Annotated in this window: 17 protein-coding genes; 7 read left to right on the top strand and 10 right to left on the bottom strand. The window is 69.4% G+C overall.

Annotated features, from left to right (window positions below; translation table 11 throughout):
* Positions 1-236 precede the first annotated feature (236 nt).
* From AC1D1T_RS01990 to rtcA, 4 genes are read left to right on the top strand one after another with little or no spacing between them, the layout of a single operon-like run.
* Positions 237-1,370, top strand: coding sequence for a slipin family protein (locus AC1D1T_RS01990; RefSeq protein ID WP_477991299.1), 1,134 nt, complete (start codon positions 237-239; stop codon positions 1,368-1,370).
* A gap of 10 nt (positions 1,371-1,380) precedes the next feature.
* Positions 1,381-2,610, top strand: coding sequence for an RtcB family protein (locus tag AC1D1T_RS01985; RefSeq protein ID WP_477824471.1), 1,230 nt, complete (start codon positions 1,381-1,383; stop codon positions 2,608-2,610).
* An 11-nt stretch (positions 2,611-2,621) separates the two neighbouring features.
* Positions 2,622-3,014 (top strand): zinc-ribbon domain containing protein, encoded by a 393-nt coding sequence (locus tag AC1D1T_RS01980; RefSeq protein ID WP_477824470.1) that lies wholly within the window; start codon positions 2,622-2,624, stop codon positions 3,012-3,014.
* A 2-nt stretch (positions 3,015-3,016) separates the two neighbouring features.
* Entirely contained in the window at positions 3,017-4,060 is a 1,044-nt protein-coding gene (rtcA, locus tag AC1D1T_RS01975) for an RNA 3'-terminal phosphate cyclase (protein WP_477991293.1), read from the top strand.
* A 7-nt stretch (positions 4,061-4,067) separates the two neighbouring features.
* Here rtcA and AC1D1T_RS01970 read toward each other — a convergent pair whose 3' ends face one another.
* Genes AC1D1T_RS01970 through AC1D1T_RS01950 form a run of 5 tightly spaced genes read right to left on the bottom strand, consistent with a single transcriptional unit; the run spans position 4,068 to position 9,843 of the window.
* Positions 4,068-4,970, bottom strand: a complete 903-nt coding sequence (locus AC1D1T_RS01970) for an ADP-ribosylglycohydrolase family protein (protein WP_477824468.1) — start codon at positions 4,968-4,970, stop codon at positions 4,068-4,070.
* Positions 4,967-6,058, bottom strand: a complete 1,092-nt coding sequence (locus tag AC1D1T_RS01965) for a bifunctional nicotinamide-nucleotide adenylyltransferase/Nudix hydroxylase (RefSeq protein WP_477824467.1) — start codon at positions 6,056-6,058, stop codon at positions 4,967-4,969. Before AC1D1T_RS01965 ends, AC1D1T_RS01970 begins: the two co-directional genes overlap by 4 nt.
* Positions 6,055-7,755, bottom strand: coding sequence for an NAD+ synthase (locus AC1D1T_RS01960; protein WP_477824466.1), 1,701 nt, complete (start codon positions 7,753-7,755; stop codon positions 6,055-6,057). The genes AC1D1T_RS01965 and AC1D1T_RS01960 overlap by 4 nt, the downstream gene beginning before the upstream one ends.
* Positions 7,756-7,765: 10 nt before the next feature.
* The gene (gene pncB, locus AC1D1T_RS01955) at positions 7,766-8,953 is read right to left on the bottom strand and encodes a nicotinate phosphoribosyltransferase (RefSeq protein ID WP_477824465.1); all 1,188 of its coding nucleotides are present in this window, start codon (positions 8,951-8,953) and stop codon (positions 7,766-7,768) included.
* 35 nt (positions 8,954-8,988) lie between these two features.
* Positions 8,989-9,843: a cysteine hydrolase family protein gene (locus AC1D1T_RS01950; RefSeq protein ID WP_477824464.1), complete on the bottom strand. Its 855-nt coding sequence runs from the start codon at positions 9,841-9,843 to the stop codon at positions 8,989-8,991.
* Positions 9,844-9,939: 96 nt separating this feature from the next.
* Here AC1D1T_RS01950 and AC1D1T_RS01945 point away from each other — a divergent pair, with 96 nt between their 5' ends.
* Positions 9,940-10,623, top strand: coding sequence for an NUDIX hydrolase (locus AC1D1T_RS01945; RefSeq protein ID WP_477824463.1), 684 nt, complete (start codon positions 9,940-9,942; stop codon positions 10,621-10,623).
* On the opposite strand, the gene fusA is transcribed toward AC1D1T_RS01945, so the two are convergent.
* Positions 10,620-12,656, bottom strand: coding sequence for an elongation factor G (gene fusA, locus AC1D1T_RS01940; RefSeq protein WP_477824462.1), 2,037 nt, complete (start codon positions 12,654-12,656; stop codon positions 10,620-10,622). The genes AC1D1T_RS01945 and fusA overlap by 4 nt on opposite strands.
* Positions 12,657-13,077: 421 nt before the next feature.
* Here fusA and AC1D1T_RS01935 point away from each other — a divergent pair, with 421 nt between their 5' ends.
* The gene (locus AC1D1T_RS01935; protein WP_047503715.1) at positions 13,078-13,815 is read left to right on the top strand and encodes an NAD-dependent epimerase/dehydratase family protein; all 738 of its coding nucleotides are present in this window, start codon (positions 13,078-13,080) and stop codon (positions 13,813-13,815) included.
* A 350-nt stretch (positions 13,816-14,165) separates the two neighbouring features.
* Here AC1D1T_RS01935 and AC1D1T_RS01930 read toward each other — a convergent pair whose 3' ends face one another.
* Entirely contained in the window at positions 14,166-14,498 is a 333-nt protein-coding gene (locus tag AC1D1T_RS01930; protein ID WP_047503712.1) for a hypothetical protein, read from the bottom strand.
* A 10-nt stretch (positions 14,499-14,508) separates the two neighbouring features.
* The gene (locus AC1D1T_RS01925; protein ID WP_477824461.1) at positions 14,509-15,504 is read right to left on the bottom strand and encodes a threonine ammonia-lyase; all 996 of its coding nucleotides are present in this window, start codon (positions 15,502-15,504) and stop codon (positions 14,509-14,511) included.
* Between the two features lie 58 nt (positions 15,505-15,562).
* Between AC1D1T_RS01925 and AC1D1T_RS01920 the strand changes: the two genes are divergently transcribed.
* Positions 15,563-16,747 (top strand): class I SAM-dependent methyltransferase, encoded by a 1,185-nt coding sequence (locus AC1D1T_RS01920; RefSeq protein WP_477824460.1) that lies wholly within the window; start codon positions 15,563-15,565, stop codon positions 16,745-16,747.
* A 6-nt stretch (positions 16,748-16,753) separates the two neighbouring features.
* Here AC1D1T_RS01920 and AC1D1T_RS01915 read toward each other — a convergent pair whose 3' ends face one another.
* Together AC1D1T_RS01915 and AC1D1T_RS01910 are read right to left on the bottom strand one after the other, a co-directional pair.
* Positions 16,754-18,349 (bottom strand): GMC family oxidoreductase, encoded by a 1,596-nt coding sequence (locus AC1D1T_RS01915; protein WP_477991291.1) that lies wholly within the window; start codon positions 18,347-18,349, stop codon positions 16,754-16,756.
* 17 nt (positions 18,350-18,366) lie between these two features.
* Positions 18,367-20,688, bottom strand: a complete 2,322-nt coding sequence (locus tag AC1D1T_RS01910) for a putative bifunctional diguanylate cyclase/phosphodiesterase (RefSeq protein WP_477824458.1) — start codon at positions 20,686-20,688, stop codon at positions 18,367-18,369.
* Between the last annotated feature and the right edge of the window lie 147 nt (positions 20,689-20,835).

The following is a 20,835-nucleotide window of genomic DNA, read 5'->3' as shown; positions in this document are numbered from 1 at the left end:
TGGTTGTGCCGGGTCGAAAGACCCATGCCGAACGCGGAAGACAGCCGGCGAGTCCGGAACGATTCCGTCAGCAGCGGCGGCCCGCACTGGGAAACCGGTCGGCCCTTGCCTGCACCCCTCGCCACGGCCGCGGTCGTGTCGAGCGTTGCAAGGCCAGCGGTCGGTGCGATCCCCGTCCGCCGACGCTGCTGTAACGGCACCTATTCGATGAGAAGAACGAGGAGAAGAAGATGTTGATGTTCGAACGTGTGATGGTGAAGAAGAGCGAACGTGGCCTGCTGCTGCGCAACGGCGATTTCGAGCGCGTGCTGGCGCCCGGCCGGCACTGGGTGTTCAAGGGGCTGGACCGCCTGCGCGTCGAGACCTTCGCGCTCGACCAGCCTGCGTTCACGCACGGCCTGGCCGACTACCTGATGGCCAAGGAGCCCGAGGTGGTCGCGGCCGAGTTCGTCAAGGTCGAGCTGTCGGAGACGCAGGTGGGCCTGCGCAGCGACAACGGCGTGCTGGTCGAAGTGCTCGCGCCCACCACGCGCCGCCTGTACTGGAAGGGCCTGGTGGATGTCACGGTGGACGTCGTAGACCTGGCGGCCGGTGCCGAGCTGTCGGCTGTGCTGACGGCTCGCCTGGTGCAGACGCAGGCGCGCAGCCGCGGCGTGTCCGGCCTGGCCGGCGTGTTGCAGGTTCAGGTGAACGAGTTCTCGGCCGGCATCCTGTGGATCGACGGCAAGGTCGATCGCGTGCTCGGTGCGGGTTCGTACGCGTTCTGGAAGTTCAACCGCACGGTCTCGGTCGACCTGGTGGACCTGCGCCTGCAGGCGGTCGACGTGAGCGGCCAGGACATCCTGACGCGTGACAAGGTCAGCCTGCGCCTGAACCTGGCGGCCACCTACCGGATCACCGACGTGCTGAAGGCGTACACGCAACTGCAGAAGCCCGCCGAGCACCTGTACAGAGAACTGCAGTTCGGCCTGCGCGCCGCGGTGGGAACCCGCAGCCTCGACGAGTTGCTGGAGAACAAGGCGGTGATCGACGAGGTCGTGACCGGCCATGCGCGTGCCAAGCTCGCGGACTACGGCCTGGCGCTGGAGAGCGTCGGCGTGAAGGACATCGTGCTGCCCGGCGAGATGAAGACCATCCTGTCGCAGGTGGTCGAGGCGCAGAAGGCGGCGGAAGCCAACGTGATCCGGCGCCGCGAGGAAACGGCGGCCAGCCGCTCGTTGCTCAACACGGCCAAGGTGATGGAGGACAACCCCACCGCGCTGCGCCTGAAGGAGCTGGAGACGCTGGAGCGCGTGGCCGAACGGATCGACAAGATCTCGGTGTTCGGCGGATTGGAAGGCGTGCTGAACGGGCTGGTGAAGCTGGCCTAGAGGAAACGAAATGGAAACCATGAAGAACTACGACACCGAAACCATCGAAGGCGGCGTGCCCGTCAAGATGTGGATCCGCGGCGTGCCCGTCGAGGCCGAGGCGAAGAAGCAGCTCGCGAACGCGGCGCGCCTGCCGATCGTCTTCAAGCACGTCGCGGCGATGCCCGACGTGCACCTGGGCATCGGCGCGACCGTCGGCTCGGTGATCCCGACGCTGCGCGCGATCATCCCGGCCGCGGTCGGCGTCGACATCGGCTGCGGGATGATGGCCTGCAAGACCACGCTGCGCGCCGAAGACCTGCCGGACAACCTGGGCCCGCTGCGTTCGGCGATCGAGCGCTCGGTGCCGCACGGCTCGACGCCGCGCCACCGTGGCCGCGACCAGGGCAGCTGGGAGAACCCGCCGGAGACCGTCGACCAGGTGTGGGCGACGCTCGTCGACGAGTTCGATGCCTTGTGCGAGCTGCACCCGCGCCTGAAGAACACCAACAACCGCAAGCACCTGGGGACGCTGGGCGGCGGCAACCACTTCATCGAGGTCTGCCTCGACGAGGAGGGCGCCGTGTGGTTCATGCTGCACTCGGGCTCGCGCGGTGTCGGCAACGCGATCGGCACGCACTTCATCGAGCTGGCCAAGAAGGATGCCGAACAGCACCAGCGCAACCTGCCCGACCAGGACCTGGCGTACTTCGAGGAAGGCGCTCAGTACTTCGGCGACTACGTGCGCGGCGTCGGCTGGGCGCAGAAGTTCGCGGCGCGCAACCGCGAGGTGATGATGACCAACCTGATCGCCACCGTGCGCCAGGTGATCGCGAAGCCGTTCGAGACGCACGTCGAGGCCGTCAACTGCCACCACAACTATGTGCAGCAGGAACGCCACTTCGGCGAGGACGTGTTCGTCACCCGCAAGGGGGCGGTCAGCGCGAAGCGCGGCCAGCTGGGGATCATTCCGGGCAGCATGGGTGCGCGCAGCTTCATCGTGCGCGGCCTGGGCAACCCGGAGAGCTTCGAGAGCTGCAGCCACGGTGCCGGCCGCGTGATGAGCCGCACGAAGGCGAAGAAGCTGTTCAGCGTGGCCGACCATGCGAAGGCGACCGAAGGCGTCGAGTGCCGCAAGGACGCGGACGTCATCGACGAGATCCCGATGGCCTACAAGGACATCGACGCGGTGATGGAAGCACAGAAGGACCTCGTGGAGGTCGTGCACACGCTGAAGCAGGTGGTGTGCGTGAAGGGGTGAGGGGAGGAGTGATGAAGAGCGGAAAGCAGCGCCGCGCCGAGATCAAGGCGCGGCGCATCCAGCGCGCGGCGCGCAGCAACATCGATTGCTTCACGCCGGTGCGGGTCCTTCCCGTGGGGGCGGTTGCCGCCGATCCGCAGCAACTGCTTCACAACAACACGTACGGCCAGCTTCCGCTGTTCTATGTCGACCGCGCGTTCAGTTGCCGCGATTGCAACCGGGCCGAGGTGTGGACGGCCAAGCAGCAGAAGTGGTGGTACGAGATCGCGAAGGGCAACATCTACAGCCAGGCCGTTCGCTGCCGGCCGTGCCGGCGCATCGAACAGGCGCGCGTCGAAGCGGCTCGAATCGTTGCGCAGGCCGGGCTGGTGCGCAAGCAGGAAGCGATGGCCAACAGGAAATGAACATGATCGAACTCGACGGCGCCACCGGGGAGGGTGGCGGCCAGATCCTGCGCAGCGCGCTGGCGCTCGCGATGTGCACCGGCCAGGGCGTTGCCCTCCAGAACATCCGTGCGCGCCGGCCCAAGCCGGGCCTGATGCGCCAGCACCTCGCCTGCGTGCAGGCGGCGCAGGCTGTCAGCGGCGCGCGGGTGCAGGGCGCCGAAGCCGGCTCGATGACGCTGGTTTTCGAGCCCGGCGCGGTGTGCGCCGGCGACCATGTCTTCAGCGTCGGCACGGCCGGCAGCGCGACGCTCGTGCTGCAGACTGTCTGGCCGGCGCTGATGCTGGCGAGCGGCACCAGCCGGCTGACGCTCACCGGTGGCACGCACAACCCGATGGCGCCGCCGTTCCACTTCATCGAGCGCTGCTATGCGCCGCTACTGCAGCGCCTGGGCGCCGGCAGCCGGCTGCAGCTGCGCCGCCACGGCTTCTTTCCGGCCGGCGGCGGCGAGTTCGTCGCCGAGATCCTGCCGGCGCTAGGGGGGCTGCTTCCGTACGACCTGATGGAGCGCGGCGCGTTGATCGCTGCCCATGCGGAAGCCCTGGCGGCGGCGGTGCCGCGCAGCGTGGCGTCGCGCGAGCTTGCGATCCTGCAGCACGAGTTCGGCTGGCCCGATGACGCGTTGCAGGTGCCGGTGCTGCGCCAGAACGAGGGCCCGGGCAACGCGCTGATGGCGACGCTGGCGCACGAGCACGTCACCGAGCTGGTGATCAGTTTCGGCGAGCGTGGCCGCAGTGCCGAGGATGTCGCGCTGTCGCTCGCCGCGGAGCTGCGCGCGTACCAGGCCGGCAGCGGCGCTCTCGGCCCTCACCTGGCCGATCAATGGGTGCTGCCGCTTGCGCTGGCGGTGTGGCGCAGCGGCCGGCCGGCGCGCTTCAGCTGCACCGAGCTGACGGAACACGCGCGGACGAACTTCGCGGTGATCGAGCGCTTCCTGCCGCTGCGCATTACGACGCAGGGGCAGGAGGGCCACTGGTGCGTCACGGTCACGCCGCTCGGCGCGTGACGCCGGGTCAGCCCCGCAGCGCGTCGGCCAGCGCCTCGATCTCGAGCCGCTGGTGCAGCCGCACCAGCCAGCGCGCCGGGATGCCGGCCTTGCCGTAGTGCGCGCCGGCGAGCTGGCCGACGATGGCTGCCGTGGTGTCGGCATCGTCGCCGAGGTTGGCGGCGCGCAGCACCGCCGCCTCGAAGCTGTCGGTCTGCGCGAAGCACCACAGCGCGGCCTCCAGAGATGCGACGCAATAACCCGAGCCGGTGACCTGCGATTCGCGCTTGTGCAGGTACTCGCGGGCGGCGATCGCCTGCACCTTCGGCATCGTCGGCCTGGCCAGCCGGTTCGCGAGGATCGCGTCCTTCGGGTGGCCGTCGAGCGCGTGGCACAGCAACTCGGCGAACAGCGCGCAGCATTCCAGCGCCTCGGTCGCCGCATGCGTGGTGGCCGAGCTGCGGCGCGCCAGGTCGATCGCGGCCTGCTGGTCCGGGTGGCCGAACAGCACCGCCGGCGCGAGCCGCATCAGCGAGCCGTTGCCGGCGCTCATCGGGTCGGTGGAGCCGGCCATCGGGTTGCGCGTTACCAGGTAGCGCTGCAGCGCGCCCGAGACGGTGATGCCGATGTCGAAGCAGCTGCCGGTCGCGCTCAGGTAGCCGTGGTGCCACCAGTTCACGTAGCGGTTCATCTGGTCCTCGGCATCGAAGCCGCGGCATTCGACCAGGCTGGTCGCGAGGCACAGCGCCATCGAGGTGTCGTCGGTCCATTCGCCGGCCTTCAGCCCGAACGGACCGCCGCCGACCATGTCGGTGATCGGCTCGAAGCTGCCGCGGCGGCGGAACTCCAGCGTGGTGCCGACCGCGTCGCCGCAGGCCAGCCCGAGCAGGCAGCCGCGGTAGCGATCGAGCAGGGCGGCTTCCTGCCTCATCGCGGTGTCAGCCCCAGGAAGTGATCCAGCATGTGGAAGTGATCGTCGAGGAACTGGTCCTCGAGCGCGGGCAGTTCGCCGATCGGCGTCCACAGCGCTGCGGCCGCGTCGTCGCCGGCCACCACCTCGGGCAGCTCGCGCCCGCCGAGGTCGAAGTGGTGGGCATGCGTGATCGTGCGGCCGCGCTGGCTGCGGTCCGGGTGGTCGAACACCGCGGTTGCGCGCAGGCACTGGCGCATGCTGGCGTCGAGCAGGTGCAGCTGGGTCTCTTCGCGCAACTCGCGCAGCGCCGACTGGTAGGCGGTCTCGCGCTGCTCGATGAAGCCGCCCGGCACCGCGTACAGGCCCTTGCCCGGCGCCTGGCCGCGGCGCACCAGCAGCACGTGGCCGGCGCATTGCACGATCGAATCGACGGTGACGAACACCGGCGGGTAGGGCGCGGCGGACCACGAAGCCCGGTAGGCCTTCAGCATGCGCCACTCGGCGGCCAGTGCCTCGAACAGCGGCAGGCGCGACCAGGCGCGCAGGAAGCCGAGCGTGGTCGACGGGGCCTGGCCGACCAGCGCCGCGAGCGTCGCGTCGACATCGTCGGCCGCGCAGGCGAAGAACGCATCGCGCAGCGCGGTGCCGTCGGCCGCGGCGATGCGCGCGACGCTGTGCAGCCGCCAGCCCGGGAAGCCCTGCAGGTACTCGCTGGTGGCGTCCTTGAAGTGGCCGACCAGCCCGATCGAGCCGAGCCGCGGATCGGCCCGCTTCGCGATCTGCGCCTGCACGCCCTCGTGCACCGCCTTCAGCCAGCGCGTCTCGTCGTAGTAGTCGCGCACCGGCAGGAACTCGATGCGGCTGCGCTCGTCCTCCGGCAGCGCGAGCCGGATCATCTCGGCGCGCTCCTCCCAGGTGAACGGGTTCTTCGGCGAGCGTGCCTGGTGGGCCGAGCCGATCACGACGACGACCCGCGGCGCGATCGCCAGCGCCTGGTTCAGCAGCGCCAGGTGCCCGTTGTGGAACGGCTGGAAGCGGCCGATGTAGACGGCCGTGTCGTGGTGCAGGCCCTGCGCGGCGGTTGGGTGGGACGGGACGGTTCTCATGGGATGTGCGCTGCGATGGGCATCTGCCGTCCGCTGCCGAAGGCACGGGGGCGGACGCGGATGATGGGGGGCGCCTGGCGCCGCTTGTATTCGTTGCGGGCGATCATGCGCCGCACCCGCTCGACCAGCGCACGGCCCTCGTCGCTGCGCTGCAGCTGCGCGACGAAGGCGGCCGACTGGGCGCGCTCGCGCGGCGCAAGCCGATCGCCTTCGATCAGCAGCTTCAGCACCTCGTCCAGCACCTCGTACGGCGGCAGGCTGTCGGTGTCCTTCTGGCCCGGCGCGAGCTCGGCCGACGGCGGCTTGTCGATGATGGCGGTCGGGATCAGCTCGCGGCCGGCGGCCTCGTTGACGTGGCGCGACAGCGCGAACACCTCCGTCTTGTAGAGGTCGCCGATCAGCCCGAGGCCGCCGTTGGTGTCGCCGTACAGCGTGCAGTAGCCGACCGAGATCTCCGATTTGTTGCCGGTGGTCAGCAGCAGGTGGCCGAAGCTGTTCGAGTAGGCCATCAGCGCGGTGCCGCGGATGCGCGCCTGCAGGTTCTCGTGCGACAGGCCTCGCAGCGGCTTGCCGAAACTGCGCTCGAACTGCGCGCCGTAGCCGTCGACCAGCTCGGCGATCGGGTGCGTGAAGAGCTCGATGCCGAGGTTGTGGCACAGCGTGACCGAGTCGTCCACCGAGCCGGCCGACGAGTAGTGCGAGGGCATCGTCACCGCGCTGACGTTCTGCGGACCGAACGCCTGCGCGGCGAGTGCCAGCGTCAACGCGCTGTCGATGCCGCCCGACGAGCCGACCACGGCTTGCTTGAAACCGCAGCGCCGCGCGTAGTCGGTGAGGCCGAGCACGATCTGCGCCTGGTAGAACGCCATCGTCGGCAGGCCGGCCGCCGGTACCGGCGGTGGCGTGTCGCCGGCGAGCGTCAGGAAGCGGCCGTGTGCGAAGCGCAGCGTCGTCACGTCCTCGACGAAGCGATGGGCCTCGTAGACCACGCGGCCGTCGGCCTCGGTCGCGAACGACGCGCCGTCGAACACCAGCTGGTCGTGGCCGCCGATCTGGTTGACGTAGAGGATCGGCAGTCGGTGGCGGCGGCTCGCGTCGCCGAAGATCTGGTGGCGCTGCTCGCGCTTGCCGATCTCGGACGGGCTCGCGTTGATCGAGACGACCAGGTCGGGCGCGGCGTCGCGCATGCGTTCGAACGGGTTCACCGCGTAGTCGTCGGCGACATCGTTCCAGCCGTCCTCGCAGATCATCATGCCGACCTGCGTGTCGCCGATGCGCAGTACCTTGGCGACATCGGGGCCGGGCTCGAAGTGGCGGCGCTCGTCGAAGATGTTGTAGGTGGGCAGCAGCTGCTTCGCGTAGCGCAGCACGATCGTGCCGCCATGCAGCACCAGCAGCATGTTGTGCAGCCGCTTGCCGGGGCCGTCGCGGCGCAGCGGCGCACCGACCACCCAGTGCAGGCCGGGCAGCTCGCGCGAGGCCTGCAGCAGGGCGTCGAGGCCGGCGTCGACGCGCTGCAGGAAGCCGGGTTCCTCGAGCAGGTCGGCCGGGTAGTAGCCGGTCAGGCCGAGTTCGGTGAAGACGACCAGCTCGGCGCCTTGCGTGTTCGCCTCACGCGCCGCGGCGACCATCTTCGCGACGTTGCCGGCGATGTCGCCGATGGTCGGGTTCAGCTGGGCGATGGTGATCTTCAGCATGCGCGTTCCTTCAGGCGGGGACGTTGAAGACCTGCTTCAGGTAGGCGAGGAAGGTCTGGTCGTCGCACAGCGTCTTGCCCGGGCTGTCGGACAGCTTGGCCACCGGCTGGCCGTTGCAGCGGGTCAGCTTCATCACGATGTTCAGCGGCGTCAGGCCCACGTCGTTCGACAGGCTGGTGCCGATGCCGAAGCCGGTCTGCGTTCGGTCGGCGAAGTGGCGGTAGAGCTCGAGCGCCCGCTCGATGGTCAGGCCGTCGGAGAACACCAGCCGCTTGGTGTGCGGGTCGATGCGCAGCTTCGCGTAATGGGCCAGCGCCTTCTCGCCCCACGCGACCGGGTCGCCGGAGTCGTGGCGCAGCCCGTCGAACAGCTTCGCGAAGTAGAGGTCGAAGTCGGCGAGGAAGGCGTCCATGCCGACCACGTCGGTCAGCGCGACGCCGAGGTCGCCGCGGTACTCCTGCACCCATTCCTCGAGCGCGGCCTTCTGCGAATCGCGCAGCCGCACGCCGAGCGCCTGGAAGGTCTGCAGGTACTCGTGCGCCATCGTGCCGATCGGCACCAGGCCGAGCTCCTTCGCGAGCAGCACGTTGGAGCTGCCGCGGAAATACTGGGGCAGGGCGTCCTTCAGCGTCGCGACCACCTCGCGCTGCCAGGCACCGCTGTAGCGCCGGCGCACGCCGAAGTCGAAGAACTCGAACGGGTTGCGGCGCGGCGGCTCGCTGCCGAAGGCGCGCAGCACCGCGATCTTGGCCTGCAGCCGCTCGCGGCCGGCGGCGAGCGCCGGGCCGGCGTCGAAGCGGCGGAAGTACAGCTCGTTGACGATCGCCAGCACGAAGATCTCGAAGGCCATCACGTGCACCTGCGGGCCCTTCGCGATGATCTCCAGCGTGTCGCCGGCGGCCCGCGCGGTGATGAAGACGCGCTGGAACTGGAAGATGCGCAGGAAGTCGACGAAGTCCGACTTGATGAAGCGCAATGCACCCAGGTAGGCGAGTTCGTCTTCGGCGAAGCGCAGCGAGCACAGGTGGTCGAGCTCGCGGTTCACGTCGGCCAGCAGCTCGGCCAGCGGGTACGCCGGCACGTTGCGGCAGACGAAGCTGTACTCTGCCTGCGTCTGCGGGTGCCAATGCAGCATGGTCTGCCACATCGTGAACTTGTAGAGATCGGTCTCCAGCAGGCTGTGGATCACAGGGGGCATGGGGGCTTTCTGGTCAGGCGAAGGTGTCAGGTCTGTCAGGTGAATTGGCGGAGGATCTCGCCGCTGCTCGCAAGTTGAACACCGCGGGCGCGCATCGCATCGAGAAACCCTTGCTGCTGCGCCTCGAAGCCGCCGACCGGGCTGATGCAGTCGGTCAGCAGCACGACGCGTTCCAGCCGGCCGCCGGGCAGGTGGTCGACGACGTGCTCGGTGGTGGCCTTCACGCAGTGGCTGCCGGCCTCGCCGGCGATCAGCAGCAGGTCGGCCTGGTCCAGGCGGTCGATCAGCGCCTGGTTGAGCTGCGTGTCGGGGTCGCCGGCATCCGGCACCTCGGCCTGCACCGCGCTGTAGTGCTCGGTCCACGGGTTCTCGCCCTTCGTGACCATCTCCACCTGGGCCAGCCGGCGCTCTTCCCAGGCGTTGCAGGCGGCACGCACGTCGGCGTGGATGCCGTGGCCCCAGCTGCCGATCTCGCAGTGCACCGGCCAGACCATCAGCGTGTAGCGGCCGCGTGCCTCCAGCTCGTCGAGGTAGGCCAGCGTGCGGGACAGCGCTGCGGCGTCGCGCGGGCGGAACGCGCCGTCGCGCACCTCGCGCGCCGTGATCGGCGTGAACGGGCCGACCGCGCTGCCGTCGCGCTGCTGCCAGAAGGTCGGGTGGGCGATGTCGACGTGGTGGTGGGAGTCGAGCGTCACGGTGATGCCGGTGATCGCATCGCCGGCCTGGCGGATGAAGCCGGCCAGGCGCTGCATGTCGGCGTGGGCGCCGGCCACCGGCAGCGCCGGCGCGAGCGCCGTGCCGGTCAGCGGATCGGCCGGGCGCCAGGCGGCGGGGAGGTCGCAGAAGTCGTTCTGCGGGTCGATGATCAGGAGCTGGGTTCGCGGTTTCATCGCAGGCTTTCGTCTTGAACGTGACCGTACTCTAGATGAGTTAGATCAACATTGCAACTAACTAAGGTAAAGAGGGGGCGGCCCTAACATCGCGGCATGGCTGTAGACACCTTCCCGCCCATCATCTGCACTGTCGATGTCGTGCTGCTGACGCTGCACGACGGTGCCTTGCACGTGGTGCTGCACCTGCGCGACCGCGAGCCGTTCCTCGGCATGCCGGCGCTGCCGGGCGGCTATGTGCACCAGCAGGAAGACCGGGACGCCGAGGACGCCGCGGTGCGCGTGTTGCGCGACAAGACCGGCATCGCGAGCCCGTACCTGGAGCAGCTCGCGACCCTGTCCGGCCCGGCCCGCGATCCGCGCGGCTGGTCGATCTCGGTGGCCTATTACGCGCTGGTGCCGCGGCAACTGCTGCCCGTCGATGCGGCGCAGCTGCGATTGATGCCGGCCGACCGCCTGCCGGCGCTGCCCTTCGATCACCGGCGCATCGTCGAGCTGGCGGTGTCGCGGGTGCGGGTGAAGAGCCACTACTCGTCGCTGCCGGTGCACCTGTGCGGCGAGCGCTTCACGCTGCCGCAGCTGCAGTCGGTGTACGAGGCGGTGCTCGGCGAACCGGTCAACAAGGTGAGCTTTCGCCGCAAGATGGACGAGCTGGCGATGCTGGAGCCGATCGACGGCGAGCTGGAGCTGGGCCGGGCCAACCGGCCGGCCCAGCTGTACCGCGTGCGCCGGGAGTTCCGGCGCACGCTCTCGCTGCTGGAGCGAGGGCTCGGCTCTTAGGCCGCTAGAAGCTCCGCCTGCAGCGTCGGCGGCACTTCGGCGTAGTGGTCGAAGTGCATCGAGTACTGCGCCCGGCCTGACGACAGCGCCCGCAGGCTGCCGATGTAGCCGAACATCTCCTTCAGCGGCACATGCGCCTCCAGCGCCGTCGCGTTGCCGCGCGGATGCTGGGCGCGCACGTGGCCGCGCCGGCGGTGCAGATCGCCGATGCTGTCGCCGAGGTAGTCGGCCGGCGTGACGACTTCCACCGCCATCACCGGCTCGAGCACCACCGGCGCTGCACGCGCGACGCCGTCGCGGAAGGCCGCGGCCGCCGCCAGCTCGAACGCCAGCACCGACGAGTCGCGCTCGTGGAAGCTGCCGTCGAGCAGCGTCACCTCGAGGTCGACCACCGGGTAGCCCGCCAGCACGCCGGTCTCTGCCGCGCGCTTCACGCCGGACTCGACGCCCGGGATGAACTCGCGCGGGATCGCGCCGCCCGTCACCTGGTTGACGAAGCGCAAGCCCTCGCCGCGCGCCAGTGGCGCGATGCGCAGCGTGACACCGGCGAACTGCCCGGGGCCGCCGCTCTGCTTCTTGTGCAGGTGGCTGACCTCGACCGTGCGCGCGACCGTCTCGCGGTAGGCGACCTGCGGCCGGCCCACCGTGACCTCGACGTGATGGCGCGTGCGCAGCTTCTCCAGCGTCACCTCGAGCTGCAGCTCGCCCATGCCGGACAGGATGGTCTGGCCGGATTCGGCGTCCTGGCGGATGCGCAGGCTCGGGTCTTCCTTCGCGAGCGCGCCCAGCGCCTTGCCGAGCTGCTGCTGGTCGGCCTGCGTGCGCGGCTCCACCGCGACGTGGATCACCGGTTCCGGGATCGAGATGCTCTCCAGCACGACCGGGTGGCGCTTGTCGGCGAGCGTGTGGCCGGTCGTCGTGTCCTTCAGGCCCACGAGCGCACCGATGTCTCCCGCCTGCAGGGCCGGGACTTCCACATGCTTGTCGGCATGCACTTCATACAGGCGCGCCACGCGCTCGGTGCGGCCGGTGCTCGCATTGAGCACGCTGTCGCCCGGCCGCAGGCGGCCGCGGTAGACGCGCACGAAGACCATCGCGCCGTGGTCGTCGGAGACGACCTTGAACGCGAGGGCCGCGAGCGGGCCGTCGGCATCCGACTCGGGTTGGCCTTCGGTGGCGATGTCGCCCGGCGCCGGCAGGTAGTCGACGACGGCGTCCAGCAGCGGCTCGACGCCGCGGTTGCGGAACGCCGAGCCGGCCAGCACCGGCACGAAGGCACCGGCCAGCGTGCCGGCACGCAGGCCCGCGCGCAATTGCTCGACCGAGGGTTCCTCGCCTTGCAGCCAGGCCTGCAGCAGCGCATCGTCGCGCTCGACCACCGCCTCGACGAGGCGGGCGCGCGCGATCGTCGCCTGCGCCTGCAGGTCGTCGGGGATGGCTTCGACGAGTGGCGGCTGGCTGGCATCGGCGGCCGGCCAGACGAGGGCGCGCCGGCCGAGCAGGTCCACGACGCCGCGGAACGAGTCCTCGGCGCCGATCGGCAGTTGCAGCGGCAGGGCTGTGACGCCCAGGCGCGACTCCATCATCTGCACGACGCGGGTGAAGTCGGCACCCACTCGGTCGAGCTTGTTGATGAAGGCGAGGCGGGGCACGTGGTACTTGTCGGCAAGGCGCCAGTTGGTCTCGGTCTGCGGTTCGACGCCGGCGACGCCGTCGAACACGACCACCGCGCCGTCGAGCACGCGCAGCGAGCGGTTCACCTCGATGTTGAAGTCGATGTGTCCGGGTGTGTCGATGACGTTGATCTGCGCACCATTCCAGAACACGGTGGTGGCCGCGCTGTTGATGGTGATGCCGCGTGCCCGCTCCTGCGGGTCGTAGTCCATCACGGTGTTGCCATCGTTCACATCGCCGATGCGGTGGTTCGCGCCGGTGTAGAACAGGATGCGTTCGGTGGTGGTGGTCTTGCCGGCGTCGACGTGGGCGATGACGCCGATGTTGCGAAGGAGCCGGGTGTTGTTGTTGCGGGTCATGACGAATCTTTCAAACTGGGGCGGTTTCGGCCGGCCCCGGCGAAGATCCGCCTGGGCTAGCCCGTAACTTGCATGGCTGGGGTGTTGTCGACGGACACGCCAAAGGACGAGCGCAAGCCTCCCGTGCTTTGGCGGTCCTGAATCGTGGCGATCAACTTGTCGTAGGTGCGCATGGCAGTAACGTGCAGACTGAAAAGCAAAAACCCCGGGGGCAGTGCCGACCGGGGTTTTGGGGACCGGAAGGCGCAAGGCCTTCCGATGTGGCGAAAGACCTGGAACTACACAGCGAACAGCAACACGTCGCCACGCGACGGTGCTGCTTGCGAAATGGCTTCAAGGTTCTTCAACATGGTTGCGATTGTCCTACCGACGCAGAGCACCTGTTGCCGGTGGGGCTACCGCTTTGGTGTGGAATGAGTTCATGACTGCTCAGAAGATTCTTCTCGCCGGTGCGACGGGTGTCGTCGGACGCCGGCTCGTTCCGCTGCTGGTCGGCGGCGGCTACAACGTGTTCGGCATGACGCGCAGCCAGGCGAAGGCAGCGTCGATCATGGCCGCGGGCGCCGAGCCGATCGTGCTCGACGTGTTCGATGCGGCCGCGGTGCGCGCGACGGTGTTGCGCCTGAAGCCCGACGTGATCGTGCACCAGTTGACGGATCTCGCACTGCTGAACGATGCGGCGACGCGCGACGAGGCGCTGGTGCGCAACGCGCGGCTGCGCACCGAGGGCACGCAGAACCTGGTCGATGCGGCGCTTGCCAGCGGTGCGAAGCGGATGGTGGCGCAGAGCATCGCCTGGATCTACGCCGCGGGGCGCGAGCCGCATGCCGAGAGCGATCCGCTGGACCTGAAGGCCGAAGGGGCGCGGGCCACCACGGTGGAAGCCGTGGCAACGCTGGAGCGGCTGGTGACGCAATCGCCGGGGCTCGAGGGCGTGGTGCTGCGTTATGGCCACTTCTACGGGCCGGGCACCGGGGTCGAGACGGCGGCGGGCAAGCCGTCTGCCTTGCATGTCGACGCGGCGGCGTATGCGGCGCTGCTGGCGGTCGACCGAGGCGCGCCGGGCATCTACAACGTGGCCGAGCCGAGCTGGCAGATCACGGGTGACAAGGTGCGGCGCGAACTCGGCTGGGATGCCGCGTTTCGTTTGCGGAGTTGACCGTCGTCTTTGGGCGCGAGCAAAGGCTCGGGTAGGCAGGGTGTGGCTCGCCGGTCGGTGCGGTCATCGCCCTGGGGGCGATGACTCCCCTGCGCTGACTGGTTTCATGGCCCGTCGTCGAAACTCCCTCCACTCACTTCGTTCGTTGTGGTCAAACAGTCGACGACAGTCAGTTGACGAAGCGTGCTGGCGCACGCGGGCCATGAAACCAGCCAGCTCCGGCGCCCCGCCCTGATTGGCGCTCCACACCCTGCCTACCCGAGCCTTTGCGGCCACCGTCCGTCTGTGTTTGGGGGAAAAGATTGAAGTGACCGACGAACGCGCGGACGCTCGCATACTTGTCGGTCACTTTAAGCCTGCCACACCCCGAACCCAGCCTCCCGAAGAGCAATCCCGAGCTCCACTTCCATGTCGCGCGCCCCGTCGTACGGCATCGGGTTGTAGACCTCGTACAGCTTCGGCAGCAACCGCAGCCCATAGGTCGTGACGAAGCGGTTCGCCTGGATGCCGGCCTTGTGCTTGTCGAACCTGACATCCGGGTCCAGGCCCGTCATGCCGACGTAGACGAAGGGCTTGCCCAGCTGGTAGTCGGGGTTCGCCTTGCGGAAGCTCGGCTCGTTCCACACCTGATCGGCCAGCTCCACCACGTAGACGCTGTAGTGATGCTTCGGCCGGCGCGGCATGTCCCGTCCGTCAGGCCGGCTTGCCGCGCGCCACCAGCTCGGCGTGGCGGGCCGCGTCGATGTTGCTGCCGCACATGACCAGGCCGACGCGGCGGCCGTCGAGCCGGTCCTTCAGCGGGCCGAACAGCGCGGCCACCGCGGCCGCCGGCGCCGGCTCGACCGCCAGCTTCATGTCGATGAACAGGTCGTGCATGCCGCGGCACATGTCGTCGTCGGACACGCGCACGATCTCGTCGACGAAGCGGCGGCACACGCCGTAGCTGTACGCCAGCGCATACGGTGCGCCCAGGCTGTCGGCGATCGTGTCGACCGCGTCCAGCTTCACCGGCTCGCCGGCCTGGAAGCTGCGGTACATCGCGTCGGCACCCAGCGGCTCGACGCCGTAGACGCGGCAGTCCGGATTGATCTGCTTGACGGCGGCGGCAATGCCCGAGATCAAGCCGCCACCGCCCACCGGCACCACCACCGCGTCGAGCTGCGGCACCTGCTGCATGAATTCCAGCCCGACCGTCGCGGTGCCTTGCGAGGTCAGCGGGCCGTCGAACGGGTGGATCATCGTGCGGCCTTCGTCGGCCACCAGTGCCTGCGCGCCGGCGAAGGCCTCGTGCACGTTGGCGACCAGCACCACCTTCGCGCCGAAACCCTCGCAGGTGGCGATGCGCAGCGGGCTCGCATGCTTCGGCATCACGACCGTTGCGCTGGTGCCGGCGATGCGCGCCGCGTACGCCACGGCGATCGCGTGGTTGCCGGCGCTCGCGGCGACGATGCCGCGCCGCTTCGCGTCGGCATCCAGCGCCTCGATGCAGTTCAGCGCGCCCCGCAGCTTGAAGCTGCCGGTGGTCTGGAAGAGCTCCAGCTTCAGCCAGACCTCGGTCACCGGCGCGAGCCGGGTCGCGACCGCGCCGCTCTGCCAGCGCCACGCGGGCGTTTCTCGCACCTTGCCGGCCAGGCGATCGGCGGTTGCGCGGATGTCATTCAGGGAGGGGAAGGGCGTGTCGGGGTTCATGGAGATGGATTGTCCGCGCAAGCGCTGCGGTGGCCGAGGGCCCGGGATAATGCGGCCGATGACGAGCAGCACGAGCGACGGCGACAGATTCTTCAAGCGGCTGGCCGACAGCCTGGACGAGCACAGCTTCGTCAAGCTGGTGCTGGCCAAGTACCGCGGGCCCGAGCCCGACCTGCTGCGCGCCACGCTGCGCCGCATCCAGGTGCGCGACGCCGACACCCTCAGCTTCGTCTACACCTACCGCACGCGCGACGTGACCCGCAACATGCCGCTCGCCGACGGCCTGCAGAGCCTGCGCGAACGGGCCGTCGAGCTGTTCGGCCACCTGCACCTGATGACCCGCAGCGAGGACGTGCAGCTGATGGTCAGCAAGAAGGGGCAACAGACGCTGCGCGTGGCGGCCGCCGAACACGAGGCCGACGACGCGGCCGGTGCCCACGACCGCGAGAAGCACCGCTTCGTCGACATCGCCCGCCCGTTCCTGACCGACCTCGGCGTCACGACGCCACAGCACCAGCTGGTGCCGGCGATGGCGCGCAAGTGGAAGCAGATCAACAAGTTCGTCGAGGTGCTCGACAGCGCGCTGAAGGCCTCGCCGCTGCGCGACGCGAAGGACGTGCGCGTGCTCGACTTCGGCGCCGGCAAGGGCTACCTGACCTTCGCGATGCACGAGTACCTGCACGCGACGCGCGGCATGAACGCGCAGGTCACCGGCGTCGAGCTGCGCGAGGACATGGTGCGCCTGTGCAACGCCGCCGCGCAGCGCAACGGCATGGCCGGGCTCGCGTTCCGCCACGGCGACGTGCGCACCCATGCGCGCGAACCGGTCGACGTGATGATCGCGCTGCACGCCTGCGACATCGCCACCGACTACGCGATCGACATGGGCATCCGCGCCGGTGCGTCCATCATCATGTGCTCGCCGTGCTGCCACAAGGAGATCCGCCCGCAGCTGCTGAGCCCGCACCCGCTGCGGCCGATCCTGCAGCACGGCATCCACCTCGGCCAGGAGGCCGAGATGCTGACCGACGGCCTGCGCGCGCTGCTGCTCGAATCGCAGGGCTACGACACGCAGGTGTTCGAGTTCGTGGCGCTGGAGCACACCAGCAAGAACAAGATGATCCTCGCGGTGAAGCGCACGCAACCCAGACCGGTCGACGAGGTGCTGGCGCAGATCCGCGAGATCAAGGCCTTCTACGGCATCCGCGAACACTGCCTCGAGACGCTGCTGGCCGCTGCTTGAACGGGTTCAGCCCGCGGCCAGGATCAGGTCGGCCGCCTTCTCGGCAATCATGATCGTCGGCGCATTCGTGTTGCCGCCGATCAGCGTCGGCATCACCGAGGCATCGACCACGCGCAAGCCTTGCACCCCGTGCACGCGCAGCGACGGGTCGACCACCGCCATCGGGTCGGTGCCCATCCTGCAGGTGCCGCTCGGGTGGTAGATGGTGTCGGCGCGGTTGCGGATCACCTCGCGGATCTCGTGGTCGCTCGAGACACCCGCCGTGAACATGTCGCGCTTCAGGCGCGACGCGATCGCCGGGGCCTGCAGCAGCCGCTGCGTCAGCTTCCAGCCTTCGACCAGCACCTCCAGGTCGTCGGGATCGTCGAAGTACTTCGGGTCGATCAGCGGCGCGTCGCGCACGTCGCCGCTTTGCACCAGCACCGTGCCGCGGCTGCGCGGCCGCAGCAGGCAGACATGGCATGACAGCCCGTGCCGCAGGTGCAGCTTGCGCGCGTGGTCGTCGACCAGCGCGACGACGAAATGCAGCTGCACGTCCGGTGCCGGCGAATCCGGCGACACCCGCAGGAAGCCGCCGCCCTCGGCGAAGTTGCTGGTCAAGAGGCCGCTGCGCTCGCGCCGATAGCGTGCGTACTCGCGCAGCGCGTTGATGCTGCCGGCCGGCGAGAAACCGAACAGCGAGGTGTCGGGCACGCGGTAGCCGAACGTGAAGTCGATGTGGTCCTGCAGGTTGCGGCCGACGCCCGGCAGGTGGTGCTTCAGGTGGATGCCGGTGCGCTGCAGGAAGGCGCCGTCGCCGACGCCCGACACCTGCAGCAGCTGCGGCGTCTGCAGCGCACCGGCGCACAGGATCACCTCGCGCCGCGCCATCAGCCGCTCGACATGGCGGCCGCGTGCCATCTCGATGCCGATGGCCCGCTTGCCGTCGAACAGCACGCGCAAGGTCTGCGCCGTCGTCAGCACGTGCAGGTTGTCGCGCGCGTCCATCACCGGGTGCAGGTAGGCGCGCGCGGCGCTCCAGCGTTCGCCGCGGTGCTGCGTGACCTGGTAGATGCCGATGCCGTCCTGGCTCGCACCGTTGAAGTCGTCGTTGAGCGCGAAGCCGGCTTCGCGTGCCGCCTGCAGCCAGCGCTGCTGCCACGGGTTCGCGCTGCGCAGCTCGCCGACGTGCAGCGGGCCGTCGCGGCCGTGGAACTCGTCGTGCAGGCGCTCGTTGTTCTCGGCCTTCCTGAAGTACGGCAGCACCTCGTCGTAGGACCAGCCCGCATTGCCGAGCGCGGCCCAGTGGTCGTAGTCGCTGCGGTGGCCGCGGGTGTAGATCATCGCGTTGATCGCCGACGATCCGCCCAGCGCCTTGCCGCGCGGCTGGTAGCCGCGGCGGCCGTTCAGGCCGGGCTGCGGCACGGTCTCGAAGGCCCAGTTGTTGAGCCGCGTCGGCAGCATCGTGACCGCGCCGACCGGCATCTCGATCAACGCGCCGCGGCCCTCGCCGCCGGCCTCGATCAGCGCGACGGCGGTCGACGGATCGGCACTGAGCCGGTTCGYGAGCACGCAGCCGGCCGAGCCGCCGCCGACGATCAGGYAATCAACCTCTCCCGTCATGCTGCCTCCCGTGTTCTTCAGATGAGGCTGTGACCGAACTGCGGGGGACCCGGCAACATCAGGTCCTCGATCGACGGCAGGCCGCCGAGCAGCATCGGCGTCCAGTGCTCGGCCGGCGCCGGCGCATGGAACAGGAAGCCCTGGTAGGCGTCGACGCCCAGCATCTGCAGGAAGCGCAGCTGCGCGCCGCGCTCGACCCCTTCGGCCACCACCTGCAGGTGCAGGTTGTTGGCCAGCGTGACGATCGAGCGCACGATGCGCTCGCGCCGTGCATTGCCCGGCAGGTCGAGCAGGAAGCTGCGGTCGATCTTCAGCACGTCGATCGGCAGGTCGGCCAGCTTGGACAGCGACGAGTAGCCGGTGCCGAAATCGTCGATCGAGATCTTGAACGACCATTCGCGCAGCAGCTTCAGCTGCGCGAGCGCCCGCTCGGGCCGCTCGGCGAGGAAGGTCTCGGTGACCTCCAGGTCGAGCGCGCCGACCGGCACGTCGTAGCGGCCGACCGCGGCCAGCACCGTCTCGAACAGGTTGTCGCGGTCGAGGTCGCGCGCCGACAGGTTCACCGCGACGCGCGGCGCCTGCGCGCCGGCCGCCATCCACAGCGCGAGCTGCCGGCACACCTCGTCGAGGATGTAGTCGGTGATGCGCGACACGCAGCCCATCTGCTCGGCCACCGGCACGAACTCGGCCGGCGACACCGCGCCCAGCGCCGGGCTGTTCCAGCGCACCAGCGCCTCGAAACCCAGCAGCTGGCCGTTCGAGCGCACCTGCGGCTGGTAGACGACATGCAGCTCGCGGTCGTCGATGGCCTGCTCGAGCGCCGATTCGATCGCGATGCGCCGGCTCACCGCGCGCTCGCTGATCGGCGTGCCGATCTCCTCGGCGGTGGCGCTGCCCTCGCGCGACAGCTCCATCGCGACGCCGCTGCGGTGCATCACCTCGGCGGCCTGTGCGCTGTCGATCGGGAACAGCGCGGCACCGAGCGCGAGCTCGACCAGCACATGGCCGCTGCCGACCTGCAGCTGGTGCGGCAGCGCCCGGCGCAGCCGCGTCACCGCCATCGTGGCCTGCACCGCCGGCAGCGGCGGCAGCGCGATGGTCAGCATCGAGCCGCGGGTGCGGGCGATGTAGCTGTCCTTGCCGCCGGCCTCGCGCAGCGCGTTCGCGAACGCGACGATGAATTGGTTGCCCTGCGCCATGCCGAAGCGCGCATTGACCTGGCGCAGCGAGCCCAGCCCGCACGACACCACCGGGATCACCATGCCGGCCTGCAGCGTGGCGCGTTGGCGATCGAGCCACTGCGCCATGCCCTCGGGGCGCGGCAGGCCGGTGACGACGTCGTGCGACGCCAGGTACTCGGCCTCGGCCTGGCTGCGCACCAGGTTGCGCTGCAGCTCGCGCAGTTCGGTCACGTCCTGCAAGCTGACCGCGAAATGGCGGTCGCCGCAGGCGAAGCGGCTGCGCACCACCACCCGGCGCTGCGTGCGGCCCTCGCCGGCCAGCCACTCGGTGCCGGCGTCGAAACTCGGGACAGCGCTACCCTCCGGGGCGGTCGAACGCAGCCAGCGGGACAGCGGCTGGTCGTCGATCACGCTGCCGGCGAGCTGCGCGAACAGCCGGTTGCCGCGCCGCACGCGGCCGTCGTCGCGGCACACGACGACGGCGGTGCCCTGGTTCTCGAACAGGTCCTCGTACAGGTCCTGCATGCGCTTCGCATGCTGCTGCGAGTGCTTGACCGCGCTCAGGATGCGGAACACCGCGAGCGGCAGGCAGAAGTTGAAGAAGGTGAAGAGCAGGCCGTGGATGTACAGCGGCGAGGTGTTGAGCGTGACGTCGATCCCGAACACGTTGGGCATCACGTAGCCCGAGGCCGCCAGGCCGAACGGCACCAGGTTCAGCGCCATCAGCGCGAGCGCGAGCCGGTAGCCGCGCAGCAGGCCGGCCAGCAGCGGCGCCGAGTAGCAGAACACGTAGCCGAGACGCTGCACCTCGGGAATGCGCACGCAGGTGGCGATCACCAGGCCGGCGGCGTAGACGATGACGATCAGGCCGTTGCTGGCCAGCCGCTGGTGCTGCGTCGACCAGCGGATCGCGGCCAGCAGCGCCAGGTAGAACGCGATGACGATGACGAGGATGTAGTAGACGCCGCGCTGCAGCCCGAGCCACGAGCTGTGCAGCGAGATGGCCGCCTCGAGCGTGATCCCGCTGAGCAGGACGATGCGCAGCGCGCTCAGCTGAACGCGGCTGTCGGTGTCCTGGGACGGGCGGCCTGGCAACTGCAGGAAGGCGTACATGGACGCCCACAGGCGCTCACCCGTCGAGATCAATCGGCGGAGCATCGGGTCGGGCTGGGGAGGCTGTCTGGCAAAGCTGTCGAGTGTGCCCGTCGCGGGTGTGCACGCGACGGCGGCGAGCGTGAACGACTTCACGGCAGGGTAGCCGACCCTGGTGGAAACCCGTGCATCCAGTGGCGAGGGCGATCATCG

This window comes from Rhizobacter sp. P2_H3 (assembly GCF_056403355.1).
The sequence above is the reverse complement of the archived record's forward strand: the minus strand, read 5'-3'. Positions and strand labels throughout refer to the sequence as shown.

Bases quoted from the DNA above. Each gene is read 5' to 3' on its own strand.
- AC1D1T_RS01965 (WP_477824467.1), bottom strand. From the start codon at position 6,058: ATGAGAACCGTCCCGTCCCACCCAACCGCCGCGCAGGGCCTGCACCAC.
- AC1D1T_RS01935 (WP_047503715.1), top strand. From the start codon at position 13,078: ATGACTGCTCAGAAGATTCTTCTCGCCGGTGCGACGGGTGTCGTCGGA.
- AC1D1T_RS01930 (WP_047503712.1), bottom strand. From the start codon at position 14,498: ATGCCGCGCCGGCCGAAGCATCACTACAGCGTCTACGTGGTGGAGCTG.
- AC1D1T_RS01990 (WP_477991299.1), top strand. From the start codon at position 237: ATGTTCGAACGTGTGATGGTGAAGAAGAGCGAACGTGGCCTGCTGCTG.
- AC1D1T_RS01920 (WP_477824460.1), top strand. From the start codon at position 15,563: ATGACGAGCAGCACGAGCGACGGCGACAGATTCTTCAAGCGGCTGGCC.
- AC1D1T_RS01985 (WP_477824471.1), top strand. From the start codon at position 1,381: ATGGAAACCATGAAGAACTACGACACCGAAACCATCGAAGGCGGCGTG.
- AC1D1T_RS01945 (WP_477824463.1), top strand. From the start codon at position 9,940: ATGGCTGTAGACACCTTCCCGCCCATCATCTGCACTGTCGATGTCGTG.
- AC1D1T_RS01970 (WP_477824468.1), bottom strand. From the start codon at position 4,970: ATGAGGCAGGAAGCCGCCCTGCTCGATCGCTACCGCGGCTGCCTGCTC.
- AC1D1T_RS01910 (WP_477824458.1), bottom strand. From the start codon at position 20,688: ATGCTCCGCCGATTGATCTCGACGGGTGAGCGCCTGTGGGCGTCCATG.
- AC1D1T_RS01980 (WP_477824470.1), top strand. From the start codon at position 2,622: ATGAAGAGCGGAAAGCAGCGCCGCGCCGAGATCAAGGCGCGGCGCATC.
- AC1D1T_RS01950 (WP_477824464.1), bottom strand. From the start codon at position 9,843: ATGAAACCGCGAACCCAGCTCCTGATCATCGACCCGCAGAACGACTTC.
- rtcA (WP_477991293.1), top strand. From the start codon at position 3,017: ATGATCGAACTCGACGGCGCCACCGGGGAGGGTGGCGGCCAGATCCTG.
- AC1D1T_RS01960 (WP_477824466.1), bottom strand. From the start codon at position 7,755: ATGCTGAAGATCACCATCGCCCAGCTGAACCCGACCATCGGCGACATC.
- AC1D1T_RS01925 (WP_477824461.1), bottom strand. From the start codon at position 15,504: ATGAACCCCGACACGCCCTTCCCCTCCCTGAATGACATCCGCGCAACC.
- pncB (WP_477824465.1), bottom strand. From the start codon at position 8,953: ATGCCCCCTGTGATCCACAGCCTGCTGGAGACCGATCTCTACAAGTTC.
- fusA (WP_477824462.1), bottom strand. From the start codon at position 12,656: ATGACCCGCAACAACAACACCCGGCTCCTTCGCAACATCGGCGTCATC.